Here is a 19,613-nt window from a genome sequence, read left to right on the forward strand (position 1 = left end):
GGAGACAGTCTCTTTGTTATAAAACACTGCACTAATGATGACGCTGGTAAAGCTGTAACGGCTATCCTTTACTGTTTGCGGCCGCCATATCAATCATGGCTGAGAGTTCCTCTACCGCTGCATCATCGCCGCCGGTGAAGCCAGTCACCTTGAAACGGATGTTTCCACGGCCATCGATCACGAACTTGGCGGGAATGCCTCTGACCCCGAACATTGACACCGCATTGTTCTTTTTGGTCGCGGGATCTTTGGCGTCCATATACAGGTCGAATGTAAACTTGTTTTCCGCCAGGTAATCCTGCGCGTCTTGCTGCGGTGTTGCGGTACGTTCCCAGGTATGAATGAAAAGGAACTCCACATTCGGGTCCTTGCTGTATTTGTTTACCGCCATCTGCATGGCCGGGAATGATTTCTTGCAGGGGCCGCACCAGGTAGCCCAAAAATCGAGCACAATGGTTTTACCTTTAAAATCCGCCAGCGATACGGTTTTACCATTCACATCCTTCACTTCGAATGCGGGCGCCGCTTCATCCACCAGCATCTTCGCCACATCTTCCCGGATCTTTTCCCTCAGCACCTGCTGAACTTCCGCCATATACGCGGAACTCTCCCTGCCGGGGTTCAGTTGCTCATAAGCAAGCAATAACGCCTTCTTCATCTCCGCATCGGCTTTCCCCTCACGGGCGAATTTATCCAATATGCTGAAGGCTTCCCGGTATTTGCCATTGCGGCTCAGCAGGAGACCGTAGTTGCGGGCCATTTCCTCATCTTTGCCGCCGGTGCTGTCGTACGCCTCAGCGATGTATTTCAGCGCACCTGCGTAGTCTTTGTCCTGCATAAGTATCTTGCCGTACAGGTTCAGAAAACGGTAATAATCGTTCCGGGGGTTGTACAGGCGGTCGCCGGCACGGGCGGGATCCGGGTTTTCGTACAGCTTCCGGGCATTGTCCAGCTCCGTTTTAACCAGGGCTTTAGCGGATTTGTTGTCATACATCATCAGCTGACCGGCAATGATCGTGATCGCTGTATTACGGAAACCGGCCCCTTTCACCTGGCTTACATATTCCAGCGCTTTCTTCGTGTTCTTCTCTTCCACATAGGCATTGGCCACCGAATAGCGGATCATATCCATCTCTGCGTCAGGGAACTGGCGGCGGTAGGCCAGGTACATGTCCTCCTGCGTTTTTCCACCTTTTGCCTGGAAGAGTTTGTTCATGCCATCAACGGCGGCGAAGCGGCCGAGCGGATATTGCTTCACGATAGCTTCGAACAACGAGTCGGCATTGCCGGCATCTGGTTTGGCATTGTAGTACTGCAGCAGGACGCCGAGGTCTTCCTCGTTGCCGGATGCCAGCTTCGCAACACGCTGTTGCACCACGGCCGGATCTTTTTCATTCACCAGCGAGTCGAGCCGGGGGTTGCTGCGCTGTTGAGGAGCTTGTTGCGCCACGGCGCAAGTGGCTGTTATCAACAACGATACCGTAAGTATTTTTTTCATGTCGTACATTTTTGCGAGATAGTATTGGGTTGGTTTAGTAATCCGGATTATCATCAAGGACCGGGTTAGCATTACGTTCCTGCAGGGGGATGGGGTACAGCTGCTGGAAGGATTGCCATTGCGGCTTGATGAGGCTCAGCACTTCGGTGGCTTTATTCAGTCTCTTCAGGTTAAACCACCTGTCGGATTCCGTGAAAAGCTCCACCCAGTGTTCATGCTCCAGGGCGGCAAGCAACGCTTCCTTACCTGTATTGAGCGGCAACAGGCCGATCTGTGCGCGGCCGCGCACTTCATTGATATCCTTCACGCCGTCCTCCGTTTTGTTCTGATTGGCGCGGGCTTCAGCACGGATCAAATACATTTCGGCCAGCCGGAAAACGATGGGATACTCGGTCCCGGCAATCGTTTGCCGGACTTTGTACTTGTATGGGTAACGGTATTCCTTGCCCTGCCAGGTGATGGGCTGCGTCCAGAAAACCTTACGCTGATCGTTGGCTTCGAATGTATTGGCGAGCGTATCGTATAGCACGAACGTAGGCGTGCTCGCGGGTACGAACTCGGATGCTTGTATGGCGGCCTGGTTAGGCAGGCCCAACAGGGAGATATGCCAGATGGTTTCGCTGCTGTTGTTAAGAAAGACCTGGCTGAGATCGTTTACCAGGCTGTAATCAACATTGCCGATCACTTCGGATGCCGCTGCTTCGGACGCCTCCCAGTTACCCTGGTACAGGTACACCTTGGCGAGCAGCGCCGCAGCCACGTAGCGGTTGGCTCTGGACCGGCCGGCTGAAGGATAGGTGGAGCGCATCAGCTCTTTGGCTTCCGTCAGGTCCGTTACCATTTGCTTGTACACATCTGCCACTTCCGCACGGGGCAGCTGGCTGTTCGCGATAGCATTGGTATTGGTTACGAGGGGCATTTTGCCGAAGAAATTGGTCATCTGGAAGTAGCACCACGCGCGGAGAAATTTCGCTTCGCCCAGCAGCTGGTTCCGCAACGATGCCGACAGCGCAGTCGTGGCCGTCAGCCCTTCGATGGCATAATTGGTACGGCCGATACGGGTATATATATTCAAATACATCTCGGCCAGTTCGTTGCCCGCGGCCAGCGTGTTATTCTTGAAATTATCGAAGCTGGTAGTGGAAACATAATATCCTTCATCGGCGCTCATCGCTCCATACTTGATGCTGTTGAAAAAAACAGACCTGCTACCGGATGACAGGCCGCTGTAAATCCCCGAGATCACTGCCGAAGCGCTGGCGGAATCCACATAGGCGTTATCCGAACCGATGGCGTTGGGCGGTGTGCTGATATCGATGAATTTTTCGCACGAAGCCATGCCTGAAACGGCCGCCAGGAAAATGAGCCCTCCGCAGGTGTTTTTTATGCTGATATGTCTGAGTGTCATGCTGTAATCGGTTTTAAAGTGAAACATTGATACCGGCTGTGATCACGCGCAGCGGCGGCATGTTGAGGCCTGTTTCCGGGTCGTACACATATTTCTGTTTAGATATCCATCCAAGGTTCTGCCCCTGCAGATATACACGGAGATTGTCCATCCTGATGCGGTGGGCCCATGCCTCCGGCAGCTTGTAGGAAATATTCACGTTGCGCAGGCGCAGGAAGGAGGTATTCCCGAACACTGCATCGGATGACGAATAGCCCGAGTAAATAGTGGTAGCGGAAGAATAGCGCGGTACATTGGTGGGATCGCCGGGTTGCTGCCAGCGGTCAAGCCAGTGTACGGGCATATTGCCGTTGCTCAGTGCGCCGGGCGATGAAGTGGGCAGCAATGTTCCGTCCTGGAAAGTATATTGAAGGAAGAAGCTCAGATCGAAATTCCGGTAGGTGAATGTATTATTCAGACCGCCGTAAGCCTTGGGGGCGGTGTACCCCACTACCGCCCGGTCTGTGGAAAAGTTGGGCGTGAAGGTGAGACTGTCTTTACCCATATCACGGTACATGGGCCGCCCGGTGCCAGGGTCCACTCCGGCATACCTGAAACGCAGCAGGTAACTGAGCTGTTGCCCGATGGCATTGGCGTTGTAGTAGAAATAGCTTTTGCTCGCGCGCACTACTTTGGTACGGGGGATGGTGAGATTGAACGAAGAACTCCAGCGGAAGGCCTTCGTCCTTACATTCACCGTATTCAGCTCGAACTCTACGCCGGTGTTCTGAATGAGGGCATCGAAGTTGGCGCTGTAAGAGTTGAACCCTGCCTGTGATGCCATGGAAAGGAAGCCCAGTTGATTGGGGGTGCGGTTGCGGTAATAGTTGGCCGTGAGCTGCAGCCTGTCCTGAAGGAAACCCAGATCAAGACCAAACTCCATTTTATAGGTGGTCTGCCATTGCAGCGTGGGATTGTCGATCCGGTTGGGTGCAACGGCCGCACCGTTCTCATAAGGCGTTTGCGGCGTGTACAGCGTACGGTAAAGGTAATCGCCGATCTGGTCGTTACCTGTTACGCCGTAGCTGGCACGCAGTTTCCCAAAGTTCAGCCAGTGCTGCGCATTCAGGAAATGCTCGTTAGAAAAGACCCATGCCGCACCTACCGACCAGAAGTCACCGAAGCGGTTGCTGGCGCCGAAGCGGGACGAGCCATCACGGCGCAGCACAGCATTGAAGATGTAGCGGGAATCCCAGTCGTAGGTCACGCGGCCGAAGACGGAGTTATACCGGTATTGCGTATGGCTGGTGCCCGGTGTGCCATAGGAACCGGCGCCTGCTAAAGATCCCAGCAGTGCCGCCGTGCTGTAGTTGTCGGCCGTCATGCTGAAGGAAGTATTGAGACTGTGCTGAAAAGTGGAACCCAGCAGCGCCAGCAGCCTGCCTTTGGCAATGTTACGGCTGTAGGTGACTTGCGGCTCCAGTATCCAGGAACGCTGATCGAAATTATCGAACAAGGCGGAGTTGGTGGGGGTTCCGCCGAGGGGGCTTTTCGAAATAGCGGGCATCCGGGTATTCTGATCCAGCGAGATACTGTTGAACCCAAAGCTGGTTTTGATATCCAGCCCGGGGATCACCGTGTAGCGCAATACCGAGTTAACCATCAGGTTGCTGGTTTTGCCGAAATATTTCTGCAGCAGGTATGTCTCAGGGTTCGGGAAATTGCCCACCCATACCAGGTTGCCGTTATCATCGTAAAGCGGAAAGTTCGGCGGCAGGATGTACCGGCTGCTAAGGTCCTGCCGGAGCAGGTTGCTTTCACCGAAGGAATAGTTCACGGCCACGGCAGCGTTGAACTTTTGATCCTGAGAACTATGGTCCGCATTCAGGCGGGCGGACACGCGATAGTCATCAAATCCGCCGGGGAATACGGTGGTTTCTTTATGGTAACCGGCATTCAGCAGGAAGCGGTTCCGGCCATCCCCGCCTGAAACGGTAGCCTGTGCATCAGTAGTATTGGCGGTGCCTCCCAGGTACTTGCTTTGCCAGTCGGTGGTTTTGGTGGAATCCCAGACCAGCAGATCGGGCGCATTGGCCGCAGTGGGTGTGATACCATCGTTGGCGAAAGCTTCGTACCGCATCTGACGGTATTGCTGGTTGTTCATCATCGGGATAAAGTGGCCTACCTTACCGGCTCCCCGGTACACGTTCACATCAAATTTCGTTTTACCGGCTTTGCCTTTTTTTGTAGTGATGAGCACCACGCCGTTAGCGCCGCGGGTGCCGTAGATAGCTGTAGCGTCCGCATCTTTGAGCACATCTATCCGCTCGATCTCGGAGGGATTGATGATACTGAAAGGGCTGATACCGCCCTGTGCCGCGTAGGAGCCCCCCCGGGCATTGACATCATTGTTAACGGGAATTGCCCCATCCTGTATATTGAAAGGCACCCCATCAACGATGTACAGCGGCTGCGCACCCGCACCTGTAGGATCAAGGGTATTAATGCCGCGTACCACGATGGTCACGCGGGAGCCGGGCAGGCCGTTGGACTGGGTTACCAGTGCACCAGCCACACGGCCCTGCAGGGCGTTGAGCGGGTTGGCAATGGGCTGTTTGGCGATCTCTTCGGCCGATATGGAGCTGATGCTGCCCGTATTGCGCGTCCTGGTAGTGGTGCCATAACCGATCACCACCGTTTCGAGGGTGCTCACGCTTTGCTTCAGTTGAATATTGATCGTTTCGCGGCCTTTCACCTGCGTGCGCACCGTTTCATACCCTACGTAGGAAAAGGCCACTTCCCCTTCACGATATGCGTTGCGGAGCACATAAGTGCCATCACCCCGGGTCAGCGTACCGAAAGACGTACCGGGGATCACCACGGAAACGGAAGCGACGGGATGGCCGGTTTCATCTGTCACACGGCCCCGCAGGGTGAAGGTATCCAGCGGCTGGCGGGCTTCCCTGGCCGGAACGACCGGCTGTTCCGCGGGGCGTTGCTTCCAGCTCAGAATAATCGTTTTACCCTGCACCACATAATCCAGTGGCTGATCTTTCAGTACCGTATTCAAAAACTCGAATACCGGCATATTTTCCGCTTTGAAAGTAACCGGCAACGTTTTGTCAAAAAAACGTTCGTTGGCGAAGAACACATAACCGGTCTGCTTTTCCACAGCCGAAAAAACCTGTTTCAATTTAGCTCCCGTCCCGGACCAGGACACATTTTGCGCGGAGCCCACAGCATAGGTATGCACTAGCAATAACGTCAACAGAAAGGCAGTCCATCTCATGACCCTCAGGATTTTGGTTAGGCGATGGCGGGTGTATGCGTCCCCCATCCGCCAATGGCAGATTTTTTGCATAAATTGCGATCAGTTTGGTTGTTAATTAAATGGTTTTCCAGACCTGTTTGATTTCGATCGAATACGCCGTCCGGGGTGCAACCCGGGCGGCTTTCTTTTTTTCTACATAGTTGGCCCCGATCTGTTCTCTTTCTTGTTTTCTCTCCGGTTGGCAAATAAATATCTCATGTATGTCAAGGTAATATTGTCAGCTTGCGCCCTTCCAGCCTGAATTTCACGTTCGATTTCTCCAGTACTACCAGGAGTCCCGACAAGGGAATATCTCTCGTCATTTTGCCCCAGAATGTCATGTCCGGAACGCCTTTTTCATATACCACATCAATGTCGTACCATCTTTCCACCTGCTGCAGGAATTCCGCAAGTTTCGCGCCTTCAAAGTTGAAGATGCCGTTCTTCCAGGCTATCACTTTATCCAGATCCACATCAGCCGTCACAGTCAGCCCATTCTCTTTTTCCGGTTCCAACCGGGCCTGCTGCCCAGGTTTGAGCAATGCGCGCCGGTTGCCGTGCAATACCGCCAGGCTTCCTTCCAGCAATGTTGTTTGCATTACCGGCTCGTTGCTGTAGGCATTGATATTAAAATGCGTCCCCAGCACCTGTACCGTTGCGGTTTGGTTAACCACCACGTTAAAGGGTTTGCGGTCGTCTTTGGCCACTTCGAAGTAAGCTTCCCCCGTCACTTCCACTGTACGGTCCGCCCCGAGGAAAACCATCGGGAACCGAAGGGAGCTGGCGGCGTTGAGCCAGACCTTTGTTCCATCGGGCAGTGTCAGCCTGAACTGGCGCCCCTTGGGCGTGGTCATGGTATTATAGATCAATTCTTTCGCACTTTGGTCCGCATCATCGTACGCCACCTCTCCATTCTCCAGTTTCACATCCACCCCCTGTTGCGAAGCGATCAGGCCGTTGCCCAGGCTATCCAGCTCCACCTGCGTGCCGTCGGCCAGCGTGAGGATCGCACCGGACCTGCCGGGGGCAATGTCCTGCACCACGGCTGCCTGCTCCGGTGCGGGCGTTCCATTTTCGCCTGTCAGCAGGTAGGTTACCAGTCCAATCAAAAGAATGGCGGCGGCAGCCCAGCCCCAGCGGCGCATGAAATGCACACGATGCACGGTCACCGGCGCCAGGTCCGCTTTCTCTTCCCCGATCCTTTCCATCAGGCGCGCATGCACCGCTTCCTGCCAATCCTTCATCCGGGGCACATTGGTGATCTCATCACCCGAAGCTTCCAGCTCCTCCTCCCAGGCCTCAACGAGGCGCTTTTCCTCTGCGGTACAAAGACCCTGATTATAGCGTTCGAGCAGTTCTCTGGCTTTATTTGCGTCCATAATATTTACGTGGTTATAGTATAGTCGGTTGAAAAAGCCCAACCGGGTATAAAAAGGGGAAAAATTATTTCAGCAGGCCGGAAAGAGCCATAATGACGGCTACACCGGTGTACCCCAGCGTATTTTTTATGAGTATCATCGCCTGTTGCACCTGTTTCCGGGCGGTTTCGGGAGATGTGCCCATTTTTCCGGCAATTTCCGCGTAGCTGAGATGGTGTTCCCGGCGGAGGGTGTAGGCTTCGCGCACCCGGGCAGGCATGCGGGCAACCGTGGATCGTATGGCTTCCTGGATCTCTTTTAGTTCGAGCCGGAGCAGGGAATTTGGGGGAAGGGTATGAACAGCGGTATCCGTGAGCAGCGACAGGTAATCCCTGCGGGTGATGTTTCTGGCGATATAATCCCGCACCCGGTAGCGTACGCTGGTATGGAGGTAGGCGGATACTGAACCGCTGACGGCCAGTTCTTCCCTACGTTGCCAGAGAGAATAAAATACATCCTGCAACACATCCGCCGCTTCCTCCTCTGCTCTCAGCATCCTTGCCGCCAGGGTAAAAAGCTCGTCCCAATACCGGTTATAGAGTTGGCTGAAGGCCGCGGTATCACCAGACGCCATCCGCGTCAGCAAATCCCTTTCAGCCTGTGATTGGTCGGTTGACAATTTTTTCTCGTTTAACACCCCATTGCAAACTATGACAAAAAACGGAAAAATTGAACACAGAATGGACAGGGAGATTGCATTGCTGCTGTTAACGAGGACTTGCAGTTTTGGAATGGCGCAGTTAATCCAGGGGCCGTTTCAGCTATTTCCGAAACGGCCCCGTTATCCTGCTATTGCCTTACGCTTATTTTATCTTTTCCCGGATCTGATCCAGCGTTACATTCTCCGCCACCACAATTCCTTTTGCATCGAGCAGGAACATGGCGGGAATGGCTTTCACCTGGTAAGCGTTGGCAAGGCCCTGACGGTCGAGATAGCTGTGCCAGGGGAAGTTTTCTTCCTTGTCGGCTTTCGTCCAGTCGGTGTCTTTCTTGTCGATCGACACGCTGATGATCTCCACGTCTTTGCTATTTTCAGTATAGAACGCTTTCAGGGCAGGCACCGCCTTGCGGCAGGGCGCGCACCAGGAAGCCCAGAAATCAACGACCACATATTTCTTCCCTTTCGCGATGGAGGCGAAAGATACCGGTTGCTTGTTCACATCGGCAAACGCCAGCGAGGGAGCTTTCTGGCCGATATAGCTTTTCGGGTAAAGGTTGGCATATACCGCCTGGCCGTAATAGCTTTCTTTTGCTTCTTTGGAGAATTGCTCGAAAAGAGGCTTTTGTTCCGGTGTTAAATAGCTGAAATTATTGAGCAGGAGGAACGGTCCCCACCAGGTATCTTTATTGGCGATAACCAGGGAATCGATGGCATTGCCAACCGTCTGGAAGAATTCATGCTCTTCTTTTTCGAACTGCTTCCAGGCATCCGAAGTCATGATTTTTTTCTGCAAAACGGTATCCTTTGCATTGCGGGCTGCGGTCAGCTCATCGGTAACGGCTTTGCCGCGTTCATGATAGGCTTCATACAGTACATTCAGGCGGCTGCGCAGGGAGGATTTTTCTTCATACGCTGCGTGCGACTGGCTGCCTTTCACCTGGATATCAGAGAAAGTCAGGCCCTTGCCGCCTTTGCCCGGCGCTGCCTTCCCGGTTACGCTGATCGCTGCATTTTCCACCATCAGTGAAAAGCCGCTGTAGCCGCCGTCGGCGATCTTCACGAAAAAGTAACGCGGACCGTCCACGCTGCCGGTAAAAGTAAACTGGCCGGATTTCACGATAGCGGTGCCAACGGGTTTTTCGTCCTTGTGGGTACCGGCAGGGATCATTTCCATGACGGTGCCGTCGGGCAGTTCGCTGAAATGTCCGGTGATGGTGTATTTTCCTTCAGGCTGGAAAGATGAAAATATCACCGCGAGCGCCAGAACGGCCGCGGTGAAGAAGGTTTTGCTGAGCAGTGTTTTTCTCATGGCGGGTTATTGATTTACGTTTTGATGAATGGTTCCGTTGCCGGGATTGTTGATGGCGCCTTGCGGGAAGGGCATCGTCCACATATGTGAGCCTGGCGCAAGCGTCAGGGCGGTTCCGTTCTCGGTTTTTGCGAGTGTACGCGCGTACTGGGGCTCTTTGTTGAACCTCCGCATGTCCGCAAATGCCACGATGGAAAAGAGCGTTATGCTTTCCTTGGTGCGGCGGATGTATTCGATGGCTTCGGCAGTGGAGGCTGCGGTGAGCGCAGTGTATTGCGCAGGCAGGATGCGTTTTATGCGAACGGCGTTCAGCGCCTGCATGGCACCGGACCAATCGTCTTCCCGTGCCAGGCATTCCGCCTTGATCAGGTACACCTCGGAGGTGGTGATGCCGCCATCGTTAAACCGGCCGGTCATGATACTGTAGTAGTACGTGTCCGTTCCGATGGTACGCAGTTTCCAGCGGCTCATGAAGCTGGCGTCGCCGGCTTCGAAACGGGCCGCACGGTCCGTACGGATATTATACTCTCTTTTGCTGTAAGTGGCATCTTCATGTCCGAAGATGTAATTCTCTTCGAAATCGTATGTGCGCGGCGAAGGGAGGCTGGGATATACGCCCGGCTGATCGATCTGGGTTTGGTAGCTATTGTAAAAGGCCACCCAGTCGAAGAGTTTGTCATTTTGCGCCAGGGCCTCGTTGGCGGAGGTAAGGGCTTTATCGTAGTCACCCATCTGGAGATATACCCTGGCCAGGAAGGCATGCGCCGCGCCTTTGGAGCCATGCAGGATGGTAGCGCCTTTCACGGGCAGGTCGGGCAAAGCTTCGCTGGCGTTGCGAATGATGTAATCGTACATTTCCTGGATGGTCACCTGCTGGTAGGGCGCCCCGATGTCCGCGCTTTCGATAAGCGGAACAGACAGTTTGGTACCGGCACTGGAGGCATCGTAGGTATCTGCATAATAATTCACCAGCAGGAAGTAATGCATGGCGCGGCCCAGTTTGGCTTGTGCTATGAGGACCTTCCGTTCCGCATCTGTGGCTTCGGTAGCTTCCGGCGCGTACTGAACGAGGAGATTATAGCTGGAAATGGCTGCGTAGGCGGTGTAGTAAGCGGATTCGTCGCTGTTGTTGTAGGTGACCCTGTTCTCCCCTTCGGACCACATGTAATTGGCCTTGTTAAGCGGGTAATAATTCAGGGCCTCCGCCCGCTCGAAGCGGTCGTTAAGAAGATATATTGCCTGCAGATGCGGGTAGCGGTGATTGCCATACTCGTCGCGCATCAGGGCTTCGAAATCTGCCAGCGTGGTGGGCATTTTGCGACCCTTGGGCACGATGTCGAGATACTTGCTGCAGCCGCTTGTCAGCACTATACCCAGTATCAGGGCGATGTATATGTTAAATCTGATAATTCGCTTCATCTGTTAATGTTTATTTTTTACGGGCCAAATGGAACCTCGCATTAACATGGCCCTGTGTGATAAAATGTATCTTGCTCGGTTTCATAGCCTTTTCTTTTTTAAAGGTTCGATGATTACAGTCCAAGTTGCAGGCTCCACACATAATTGGGTCTTACATATCCTCCCATCAGGTATTTGGCGTTCTTGTCAGCCGCAATGGTAAATGCGTTCTCGACGTTGAACTGGAAACGCGCGCTTTGCAGGAAAGCCCTGCGGATAAAGTGCTCCGGCAGATTGTAAGCCAGCGAAATATTCCGCATGCGGATGTTGGCCGCATTCAGCACGTTAATGGAAGCCCTGCTATACAGACTGTATGTATCGGAGCTGAAAGCCGGGTCTTCCGCAAAGATTGCCCTCGGCACATTGGTGGTGGCCTCGTCGCCGGGCTCGCGCCAGCGGTTGACGATATCCTTGTTCACAGCGCTGAACTGGGTCATGTAGCTGAACATATTGTAATTGTAGGCATTCCCGAGCATGGGCAGGAATGTGTTCCGCATTTTGTGCCCACCTTCGTAGGTGAGCAGGAACGCGAAGGTGAAGCGCTTATAGTCGAGGGCGCTGCTGAATGATCCGCTGTATGTGGGCACGGTGGTACCGAGGTACTTGATGGCGTCCAGCTCACTTGGCGAGAACGTGGCGATGCTTCCCTTTTCGTCATACACCTGCGGCAAACCTTCTGCGCTGAGGCCTGCCCACTCATACCCGTAGAGTGCCTGGTAGGGATTGCCGACGCGGGGATAAGCCATCGGATAGTCCAGCTGGAGGAAATATACCGGTGCTTCCACGTTCACATACGTTACTTTGTTCTTGTTGTAGGCGAAGAGGCCGGTGAGGTTCCACTTCCAGTTTTTGGAACGGATGATGTCGGCACTGATGGTAGTTTCCAGGCCGTGGTTGGTCATTTCACCGTTATTGATCTCATAGGTGGAATATCCGAACCCTTCGGTGGGCACCCCCATGGTGTTGGCCAGCAGGTCTTTCCCCTGTTTGCGGTAATAATCCACGGAACCGGTGATCCTGTTGTCGTACATCGTTACATCCACGCCTATGTTGCCGGTGAACGTGCGCTCCCATGACAGCAACGGATTAGGTCTGGAACTGATGCTGCCCTGGACTCCCCCTACCTGGAAGTTCGGACTGTAGTAAGCGGTCATGTACGGTGCGGCGTTTTTGGAAATATTACCACCTACACCATACGAACCGCGCAGCTTCAGGAAGGTCACAAAACCGGGCGTAAAGAAGGGCTCGCGGTAGATGTTCCAGCCCAGGCCCGCAGACCAGAGGGGTTTGTTCTGATATTCGGAGTTGGTGCCCCAGAGGTTGGAACGGTCCCAGCGGAGACTGCCTGTTACCAGGTATTTGTCATCATAAGCATATCCCACGTTACCGTAAAACGACACGAAGCGGTTGATGATCTCCCGGTCGAAGCCCAGGTCGCTGGCAGAAAAATTGCCGTTGAAGAACGTTCCCTGCGCATTAGCCAGTGCCGGCGCATCGATCAGGTTATAGGAAAGCACATGAGGGTCGTAATTATATTGCGTCTGGTCGTTCAGTTCCAGCTTCATGTTCTTCGTTTCCGAACCCATGATCGCCGTAACGTTGTGATGCTGACCGAAACGCTTGTCGAAATTCAGCTGCTGGCGGAAGTTGTAGGCCGTATTCAGCTGGTTCTCGCGGTTGTAGATGTTGCCGTACGGAAGCAGGTAGAAGAACCCCTGATCTGCCGTGTATCCCGCAAAACTGTTGACCCGGTTGCGCACGTAATAGCTGTTCTTGTCGTACAGGGTATTGCTGCGCATGTTGTTATTTTCGTACTGGAACGACACCTGGTAGTTCAGCCATTTCGTGAACTTCACATCCAGCTTCGCATAGCTCCGGCTCATGAAGCTGCTCGTCCGTTCCAGGTTACGCCCGATCTCGTCCAGCGGGGTAATGTCCATGTTGTAGAGATCGTACTGGTTGATGATCGACAGGGAGTTCTGATTGAGGCGGCGATCGGCTGTCATGGTAAAATTGGAGCCGTCGGAGTTTTTCAGATAGTCGTACGGCATCACGCCATATCCGGGTGACATGGCATTATAGGTTTGCCTTTTGCCATCGGCGTACTGGAGATAGGAACTTACTTCAAAATCAAGCCAGGGTGTAAGGTGCGCGGTGTTCCGAATGTTCAGGCCGAGGTTCTTGTTGGCGGTGAATTTATCTTCCAGCGCATTGTGGCGGTAGGTCACGGAAGCATAGAAAGCATTCCTGTCGCTCGCATTGGCCACGTTCACGTTGTACTGTTGCAGGAAGGTATTGCGTTTGGCATAGTCGGCCACGTCGTCGTAAAACTTGTATCCCTGTCCCGCCAGGCTGTTCAGCTTAGCATCCAGTTCCTGCTGGCTGATGTTGCCGGCGTGGAAATTGAGGTAAGCGTCGGCCCCCTGGTTGATATACACTTTATTTTCCAGGAGCGACTGGGCGTAAGTAGCTGCGCCGGAGCCCTGAAAGTTGGGATTGCCGGCGGCCCATTCCTTTTCCAGTTCAAGGATTTCGGCGGAATTGGTGAGCCTGCCGGTATAATAATTGAAAGGCCGGTAGGTAATGGTAGAAGATGCGTTCACCTGCGGACGGCCTTTCTTCGCTCTTTTGGTAATGATCACCACCACGCCGTTGGCCGCGCGTGCGCCGTAGATGGAAGCGGCAGCCGCGTCTTTCAGTACGGTGATCTTTTCAATGTCTTCCAGGTTGAGGCCGGGGAGGTTTTCCTGGAGGGAATTTCCCGAGAAAGTGGTATTCTCCACCGGGAAACCGTCTATCACGTACAGCGGGGTGGTAACGCCGTTCATGGAGGTGGTGCCGCGGATCAGTCCATTATTGTAGCCGGCTACGCGCCCTTCGAGCAGTGCGCCCAGGTCGCTGAGGCGTTGTTGCTTCAGGGAAGAGGCGGTAACGGTGGCGAAAGCGCCGGTAGAGCGCTCCTTGCTGAGCGTCTGGTAACCAGTGGCGTAGTTATTAACGGTAATCGCGTCGAGGGAGTCTACCATCATGGTGAGCACCACTTCGAAATTTACGGACGCATCATCGCCGGGCAGGCGTTTCACATCCGGTATGGTCCGGCCGGATACAAGCCGGGCAATAGCCACTTCCTTCATCTGGAAACCGATGGAGGAGATCTGTAGCACCGCGTCTTCCGGCACCGCAGCCAGGGTAAACATCCCTTCGCCGCTGGTAGAAGCGCCGGTCTGCGTGCCTTTCACGCGAACGGAAGCACCCGGAAGCGGTTGCCGCTCCTGGGTATAGACGATGCCCGATACCTTCACGTCCCGCACCGGCACCTGCTGGTCCGCAGGTTTTTCGGAGAGGAAAATGGTTTCCACCGAAATACGGTAGTTGAGCGACCGGTCTTTGAGCACCCTGTCGAGAAATTCGCCGAGCGGCATATTCCGGGCGGAAATGCTCACCGGTTGCTTGTCGCGGATGAGCTGTTTGTTGTACATCACCACATAACCCGCCTGTTCCTTGATGACGGAAAACACTTTTTCCAGCGACACGTTGTTGCCGGAGAATGTGATGTGTTGGGAACGGACGCTCCCGGAAACATGAAGGCATACAGCCAGCAGCAGAAAGCTCACAATTTTCATGATACGCAGCATTTGTTCAAATTGCCGCCGTGTCGCGCTGTGTGGTAGAGATACTGAATCGTTCTTTCTACATACATCGGTTAAGGGATAGCTGAACCGGCCTCTTACGGGCACGCGCCACCGCTTGCAAATAGCAGTTTTTTGCATAAATTGCAATGTTTGGTTTGGTTGTTAAACGTAATTACTGTACGGCATTATAACCTTGCTGAACCTTCGCCGGGAGTGACCCCATCACTTCCGGTTTTTTATTCGGCAAGACCTCGATTTTTTTTCAGGCAACGCGCAGGGATGAAGGCAGACCGGCTTCAGGGCAAAACTACCAGCCGCCGGTTTGTGTCTATCCTGAATTTCACGCTGGCGTCCTGCAGACCGAGGAGTACGTTGGACAGGGGTTCGTTCCTGCCCATTTCCCCACCGAACATGATATCCGGTATTCCCTTTTCGTAGACGATCTCCAGATCGTACCACCTGGCCAGTTCACGCATCACTTCATCCAGTTTTTTATTGTCGAAATTGAACAATCCATTCTTCCAGGCTACAGCAGCTTCAGCGTTGGGCACGTTGCGCTGCTGCAATTGCGTGCCTTCCATCACTGCCTGCTGACCGGGATTGAGGATGGCCTGATTACCACCCGTTACCGCTACAGCCAGCCTGCCTTCCAGCAGGGTAGCAACGGTCACCGTTTCGTCCGGGTACGCCTTTACATTGAAGCGGGTGCCCAGCACACGGAGCGATGTTCTGCCAGGCACGTTCACGATGAAAGGCAGTTGTTTGTTTTCCGTCACTTCGAAATAGGCTTCGCCTGTTACCGTGACCTCCCTTGTGGTTCCGGTGAACGCCACCGGGAAGCGGATGCTGCTGGCGGAATTGAGCCATACCTTCGATCCATCGGGCAGCAGGAGCCTGAACTGCCTGCCGCGCGGGATGGTAATGGTATTGAACTCTGCAACTTCCTTCCCGTGCGCGCCGGCGTCGTACGTCAGCTGCCCTTTGCCAAGCGTCAGTTTGCTCCCGCCCTGGCGGGCTATTTCGCCCCCGGAGGTACTGTCAAGCGGGATCTCGGACCCGTCGGCCAGCGTCAGGATTGCGCCTTCATGCCCCGGCTGTACATCGGGCTCCGCAGGGGCCTGCACGACGGGAGGGCGTTGTACGGCGGGTTGCCGGGTCAGCCACAGGGCGGCTCCCGCCCCCACGAGGCATAAAACGGCCGCAGCCCAGCCCCAACGGCGGAAAAAAGACGGGCGGCGAAGAGGCACTACCGCCGGTTCCCGCATGGGAATTTCAATCGCTTCCAGTTCCGTCATCTGCTCCATCATCCATTCCCGATCGGACAAGACCTCCGTCAGCCGGCCGTTTTCCGGATTTTCCGCGGCCCAGCTTTCCAGGTGCCGCAGCTCTTCTTCGGAGATCTTCCCTTCCAGCTTTTTCAGCAGAAGGTGTTCCAGTTCATGCATTCTTTGCGCATCCATATCGTGGTAGTAAGATGTTATATGAGGTCGCCCCTTTAGTATAACACAACTAAAAGACCGTTTTAACCAAAAGAGGCGAAAAAAAAAATTTCTATAGCAATTTCATCAGCAGGAGTAAAGTCAGGAAGCCCTTTTCGGAAAGCCGGTAACGTAATAACCTGATGGCTCTGGCCTTTTGATTCAGGACGGTTTGAGGGGAAATGCCCAGCCTTTCCGCCGCTTCGGCGGTACTGAGCTTGCGAATGAAAATAAGCCGGAAAACTTCGCCGCATTGGGTGGGCAAGGCAGCCACCTCCTGGTAAATTTCGGTCAGCACTCTCGACTTCAGCATTTCCAGGTCCGCGGTCTCCTCTCCTTCCGGGGTCAGGTAGCGCAGCTCCTGATGCGACAGTTCGTGCCGGTCGCGTGCCTTTAAATAATTGAAGCAGGCGTTGCGAACGCTAACGTATAAAAAAGATTTGATATCCGACAAGTTGTTAAAGTCGTTCTGCTTGCCGAACAGTTTCACCATGCTGTCCTGCGCAATATCCTCGGCTTCTCCGGCATGCCCAACGATCTTGCGCGCGAAATACACCAGGCCCTTGTAAAACCTTCCGTATAGTTCCGTTGCCGCCTCGCTGTCCCCATCCCGGAACAGCCTTATCAGTTGTTGCTCATTATGTAGGTCCCTCTTATGCAAATGTCCGTTTAATCCCTCCGTTCCGCAAACTAAAAATAAATTGTCATAAAACTGAAGGCATTTCCCTGACCGGGGCATTGCCCGGCCGGGAATCCAGCGCTTTGCGGAACACGCCTGAACACTTGAAAGCCCTGCAAATCAATGATCTGCAGGGCTTTTATGCAAAGGCGCCTAAAACCCACGCTGTTTTTACAACGAACTTTTCACCATGCCTGCATCTCTTTTTCCAGATCGAACAGTGTGGTAAATTTCTCTTCCTCCACGGTCTGGGGTACAATATGCTCTTTTCGTCCCTTCAGAAATGTTTTCAGCATCTGTAATACCGACTTCTTTTCCGCATCACTGAGCCGCTTAAAGTATTCATGCATTTCCTGCTCCAAGGCTTTGCCTATATTAACTCATTTTCTACAAATTCAAGATTTCATGGCCAAATATCAGCCTGTCATGACGTAGCTTTCACAACTCCACTGCCCCACTATCGCCGCTTATCCGGCGTATCACCCGGAAACGTGATGAGGTTCAGCATCTGCCGCAACCGGCTGCGCACCCTTTTGCCGTACACCTCTTCAACATCCTGGCTGTTCAGGTTGGTGGTAACATGGGTGATCATACCGTAGTTGACAAAAAGATCGTAGCGGCTTAGCAGGATCTCCCCCATGACCTGGCAGTGGCTGCCAAAGTGCATGGCGCTGCATTCCAGTCCCAGGTCATCGAAACAATAGGCTTTGGGTTCATAGCTGTGTGCGCGAAAGCTCTTTTTGGCATAGCGGGCAATCACTTCATATCCATCGGCGGAAAACTCGAAACTGATATCCCGGCAGGAACGCATGGCATGTACCTGGCTGGCTTCCATGAGGTAGTTCAGCAAATGCATAAGGCTCGTTTTTCCCGCTCCAACGGGACCGTTAAGGAAAATGCCTTTATGTATCTCGATGTCCATTTTCTTTGCTACCGGCTCGTCTTTCAATACCCAGCATATCATCCGGGCAATAACCGGCGCATCATCTTCCCTGAGCTGGAATTGCTCACCATATTTTTCGCGGCCTTTGAGTGTCAGTTGCACCCAATATTCTGCGTAATCAAAACGGCTCTGCATAGTTTTTATCATCCTGGGAATGGAGATGGGTTTTACTGTTTCCATAGACTGAAGGTGTTTTTTTAGGGTTGATATTCAGCATCCATTTATCGGCAGCGGCCTGCCAGTTGGTGATCGGGGTTTGGCGGCCAGTAAGCCAGCCGGTGCTTTCATAGTGCAGGAAGAACTTTTTTCCTTCCGCGGGGTCATAGCCTTTTTGCCGGCAATAGGCTGCTGTTTCGGCGCCGGACGGGATTGTTTGCTGAAAGATATTTTTTGTACCGGAAAGGGTGCTGTGACTGTTTACACTGTTTATTAATTTGTTTATCTGTTTATAAATGCGTCCCGTTTCCGGTACCGGAGCAGTATCATTTCCGGTACCGGTATGGGTCAAAACCGGCCCGTTATCAGTACCATTTCCGGGTGGCGGGAACAGTTCCGCCTGGGGCACTGTTGCGGCGCCCGAAGGCAATGACAATATCTTCACCTTTGCCTTCGCGAACTTGTGCAGCGGCGGCTGGTACACGATATAACGGGCCAGGTGCAGTTCCTTCATGCAGGCATGATAGGTGTTCTTCGAACCGATCTTGCAAAGCTGCATGATCTGTTCCCGATGAATGGTGAATGCACTGCTGAAATGCACTTCATTCCAGCGTTGAAAGAGTGCCATGTAAAGGCTGATATGACTGGGTTTCAGGCGCTCATCCTGCCGTACCAGGCGAAAAAAGCTGTTGAGATGTATCACATAATTCATAGCCGGGGTTTTAAGCATTCGGATCAATGATCTTTAACCTGGCAGCGAATTAAGCGAATATTTTCATTCAGCAAACCTGTAAACTTTCCGGTAACAGGTGTAACCGGGTGATTATGAGACTGATATTTTACCCTTTTTTTGTCTGCCGATCCTTTTTGTCATTTCATTCAGCAGGTCGGTGATCTTATCACGGACGCCTATCATGGCTGAAAGCCGGTTCTTGTAGTAGAGGGTTCTCAGGGAGCCGGGGTCAATTACATCCTGCGTGTTGGTAGCGTATATCCGGGCGGCTGCTTTCAGGAATTGCGTGGTGTTGCGCACCTTTACGATGCCCACGGCTTCGGCTGCATTCATCAGGCAGGCCAGTTCCTGGATATTCAGATCGAACACGATCTTGTCACCGGCATATTCGGGGTCTGCATCAGCCTCTTTATCCAGCCCGAGCGTCATCCGCTTTTCGAGATAAGCTATTTCTTCATCTATCCAGATATTCAGTTGCTTCTTCAGGTCCGGTAGTCCTGCTTCGTAGACGTGATCGTCTTTACCGGTGATCTGGTTGATCCGTTTGCGAATGAGTGCCAGTTTGTCAACTTTCGCGGCCAGGCTGGTTACTGCGGAGATCTTTGTTTCTATCGTCTCTTTGCAATACTGTATGGCTTTCTGATGATTGATATTGTAGCTGCAAAGCAGTACATGCAACTCCCGCTGCACCTGTCCGCCCCGGGCCACCACTGTCAGCACATCTTCCAGGAAAGCCAGGAGGCAATTGAACCGGCTGAATGTAGCGGGTTTGCTGTTCTCATAGGTCATGTTCTCCGTAGCGACGTCCAGTATCAGCTGATGGAGGCGCTCGTTGATGTTGGCATCCGGCAGGCTGGATTTGATACGCTCAAGCAGTCCGCCGGGTTCGGGAGATAGCACAGCACGGATCAGTTGCTGTAACGCCAGGATCTCTGCATTCATAAGATGGTT

General features: G+C 53.3%; 14 protein-coding genes. All 14 read right to left on the bottom strand.

What is annotated here, in order from left to right; translation table 11 throughout:
* Positions 1 to 61 precede the first annotated feature (61 nt).
* The 14 genes from FW415_RS21465 to FW415_RS21525 all read right to left on the bottom strand — a co-directional run bounded on the left by FW415_RS21465 (position 62) and on the right by FW415_RS21525 (position 19,604).
* Positions 62 to 1,498 carry a redoxin domain-containing protein gene (locus tag FW415_RS21465; protein WP_168208933.1) on the bottom strand — a complete coding sequence of 479 codons (1,437 nt, stop codon included), beginning with the start codon at positions 1,496 to 1,498 and terminating at the stop codon, positions 62 to 64.
* Between the two features lie 34 nt (positions 1,499 to 1,532).
* Entirely contained in the window at positions 1,533 to 2,906 is a 1,374-nt protein-coding gene (locus tag FW415_RS21470) for a RagB/SusD family nutrient uptake outer membrane protein (RefSeq protein WP_168208934.1), read from the bottom strand.
* Between the two features lie 13 nt (positions 2,907 to 2,919).
* On the bottom strand, positions 2,920 to 6,174 hold the full coding sequence (locus tag FW415_RS21475) for a SusC/RagA family TonB-linked outer membrane protein (protein WP_168208935.1): 3,255 nt from the start codon (positions 6,172 to 6,174) through the stop codon (positions 2,920 to 2,922).
* Between the two features lie 245 nt (positions 6,175 to 6,419).
* Positions 6,420 to 7,574: a FecR family protein gene (locus tag FW415_RS21480; protein ID WP_148389120.1), complete on the bottom strand. Its 1,155-nt coding sequence runs from the start codon at positions 7,572 to 7,574 to the stop codon at positions 6,420 to 6,422.
* Between the two features lie 64 nt (positions 7,575 to 7,638).
* The gene (locus FW415_RS21485) at positions 7,639 to 8,232 is read right to left on the bottom strand and encodes a sigma-70 family RNA polymerase sigma factor (protein ID WP_148389123.1); all 594 of its coding nucleotides are present in this window, start codon (positions 8,230 to 8,232) and stop codon (positions 7,639 to 7,641) included.
* 184 nt (positions 8,233 to 8,416) lie between these two features.
* The gene (locus FW415_RS21490) at positions 8,417 to 9,583 is read right to left on the bottom strand and encodes a TlpA disulfide reductase family protein (RefSeq protein WP_148389125.1); all 1,167 of its coding nucleotides are present in this window, start codon (positions 9,581 to 9,583) and stop codon (positions 8,417 to 8,419) included.
* A gap of 6 nt (positions 9,584 to 9,589) precedes the next feature.
* Entirely contained in the window at positions 9,590 to 11,002 is a 1,413-nt protein-coding gene (locus FW415_RS21495) for a RagB/SusD family nutrient uptake outer membrane protein (protein WP_148389127.1), read from the bottom strand.
* Positions 11,003 to 11,115: 113 nt separating this feature from the next.
* Positions 11,116 to 14,664 carry a SusC/RagA family TonB-linked outer membrane protein gene (locus tag FW415_RS21500; protein ID WP_148389129.1) on the bottom strand — a complete coding sequence of 1,183 codons (3,549 nt, stop codon included), beginning with the start codon at positions 14,662 to 14,664 and terminating at the stop codon, positions 11,116 to 11,118.
* A 305-nt stretch (positions 14,665 to 14,969) separates the two neighbouring features.
* The gene (locus FW415_RS21505; protein WP_148389131.1) at positions 14,970 to 16,133 is read right to left on the bottom strand and encodes a FecR family protein; all 1,164 of its coding nucleotides are present in this window, start codon (positions 16,131 to 16,133) and stop codon (positions 14,970 to 14,972) included.
* A gap of 91 nt (positions 16,134 to 16,224) precedes the next feature.
* Positions 16,225 to 16,812 (bottom strand): RNA polymerase sigma factor, encoded by a 588-nt coding sequence (locus FW415_RS21510; RefSeq protein ID WP_168208936.1) that lies wholly within the window; start codon positions 16,810 to 16,812, stop codon positions 16,225 to 16,227.
* 203 nt (positions 16,813 to 17,015) lie between these two features.
* Complete coding sequence (locus FW415_RS25085) at positions 17,016 to 17,180, bottom strand: hypothetical protein (protein WP_168208937.1); 165 nt, start codon at positions 17,178 to 17,180, stop codon at positions 17,016 to 17,018.
* A 107-nt stretch (positions 17,181 to 17,287) separates the two neighbouring features.
* Entirely contained in the window at positions 17,288 to 17,953 is a 666-nt protein-coding gene (locus FW415_RS21515; RefSeq protein WP_210420765.1) for a hypothetical protein, read from the bottom strand.
* Entirely contained in the window at positions 17,892 to 18,641 is a 750-nt protein-coding gene (locus tag FW415_RS21520) for a hypothetical protein (protein WP_148389135.1), read from the bottom strand. The genes FW415_RS21515 and FW415_RS21520 overlap by 62 nt, the downstream gene beginning before the upstream one ends.
* 111 nt (positions 18,642 to 18,752) lie before the next feature.
* The gene (locus FW415_RS21525) at positions 18,753 to 19,604 is read right to left on the bottom strand and encodes a hypothetical protein (protein WP_148389137.1); all 852 of its coding nucleotides are present in this window, start codon (positions 19,602 to 19,604) and stop codon (positions 18,753 to 18,755) included.
* Positions 19,605 to 19,613 lie beyond the last annotated feature (9 nt).

Origin of the sequence: Chitinophaga sp. XS-30, from assembly GCF_008086345.1 — a bacterium.
GTDB lineage: Bacteria > Bacteroidota > Bacteroidia > Chitinophagales > Chitinophagaceae > Chitinophaga.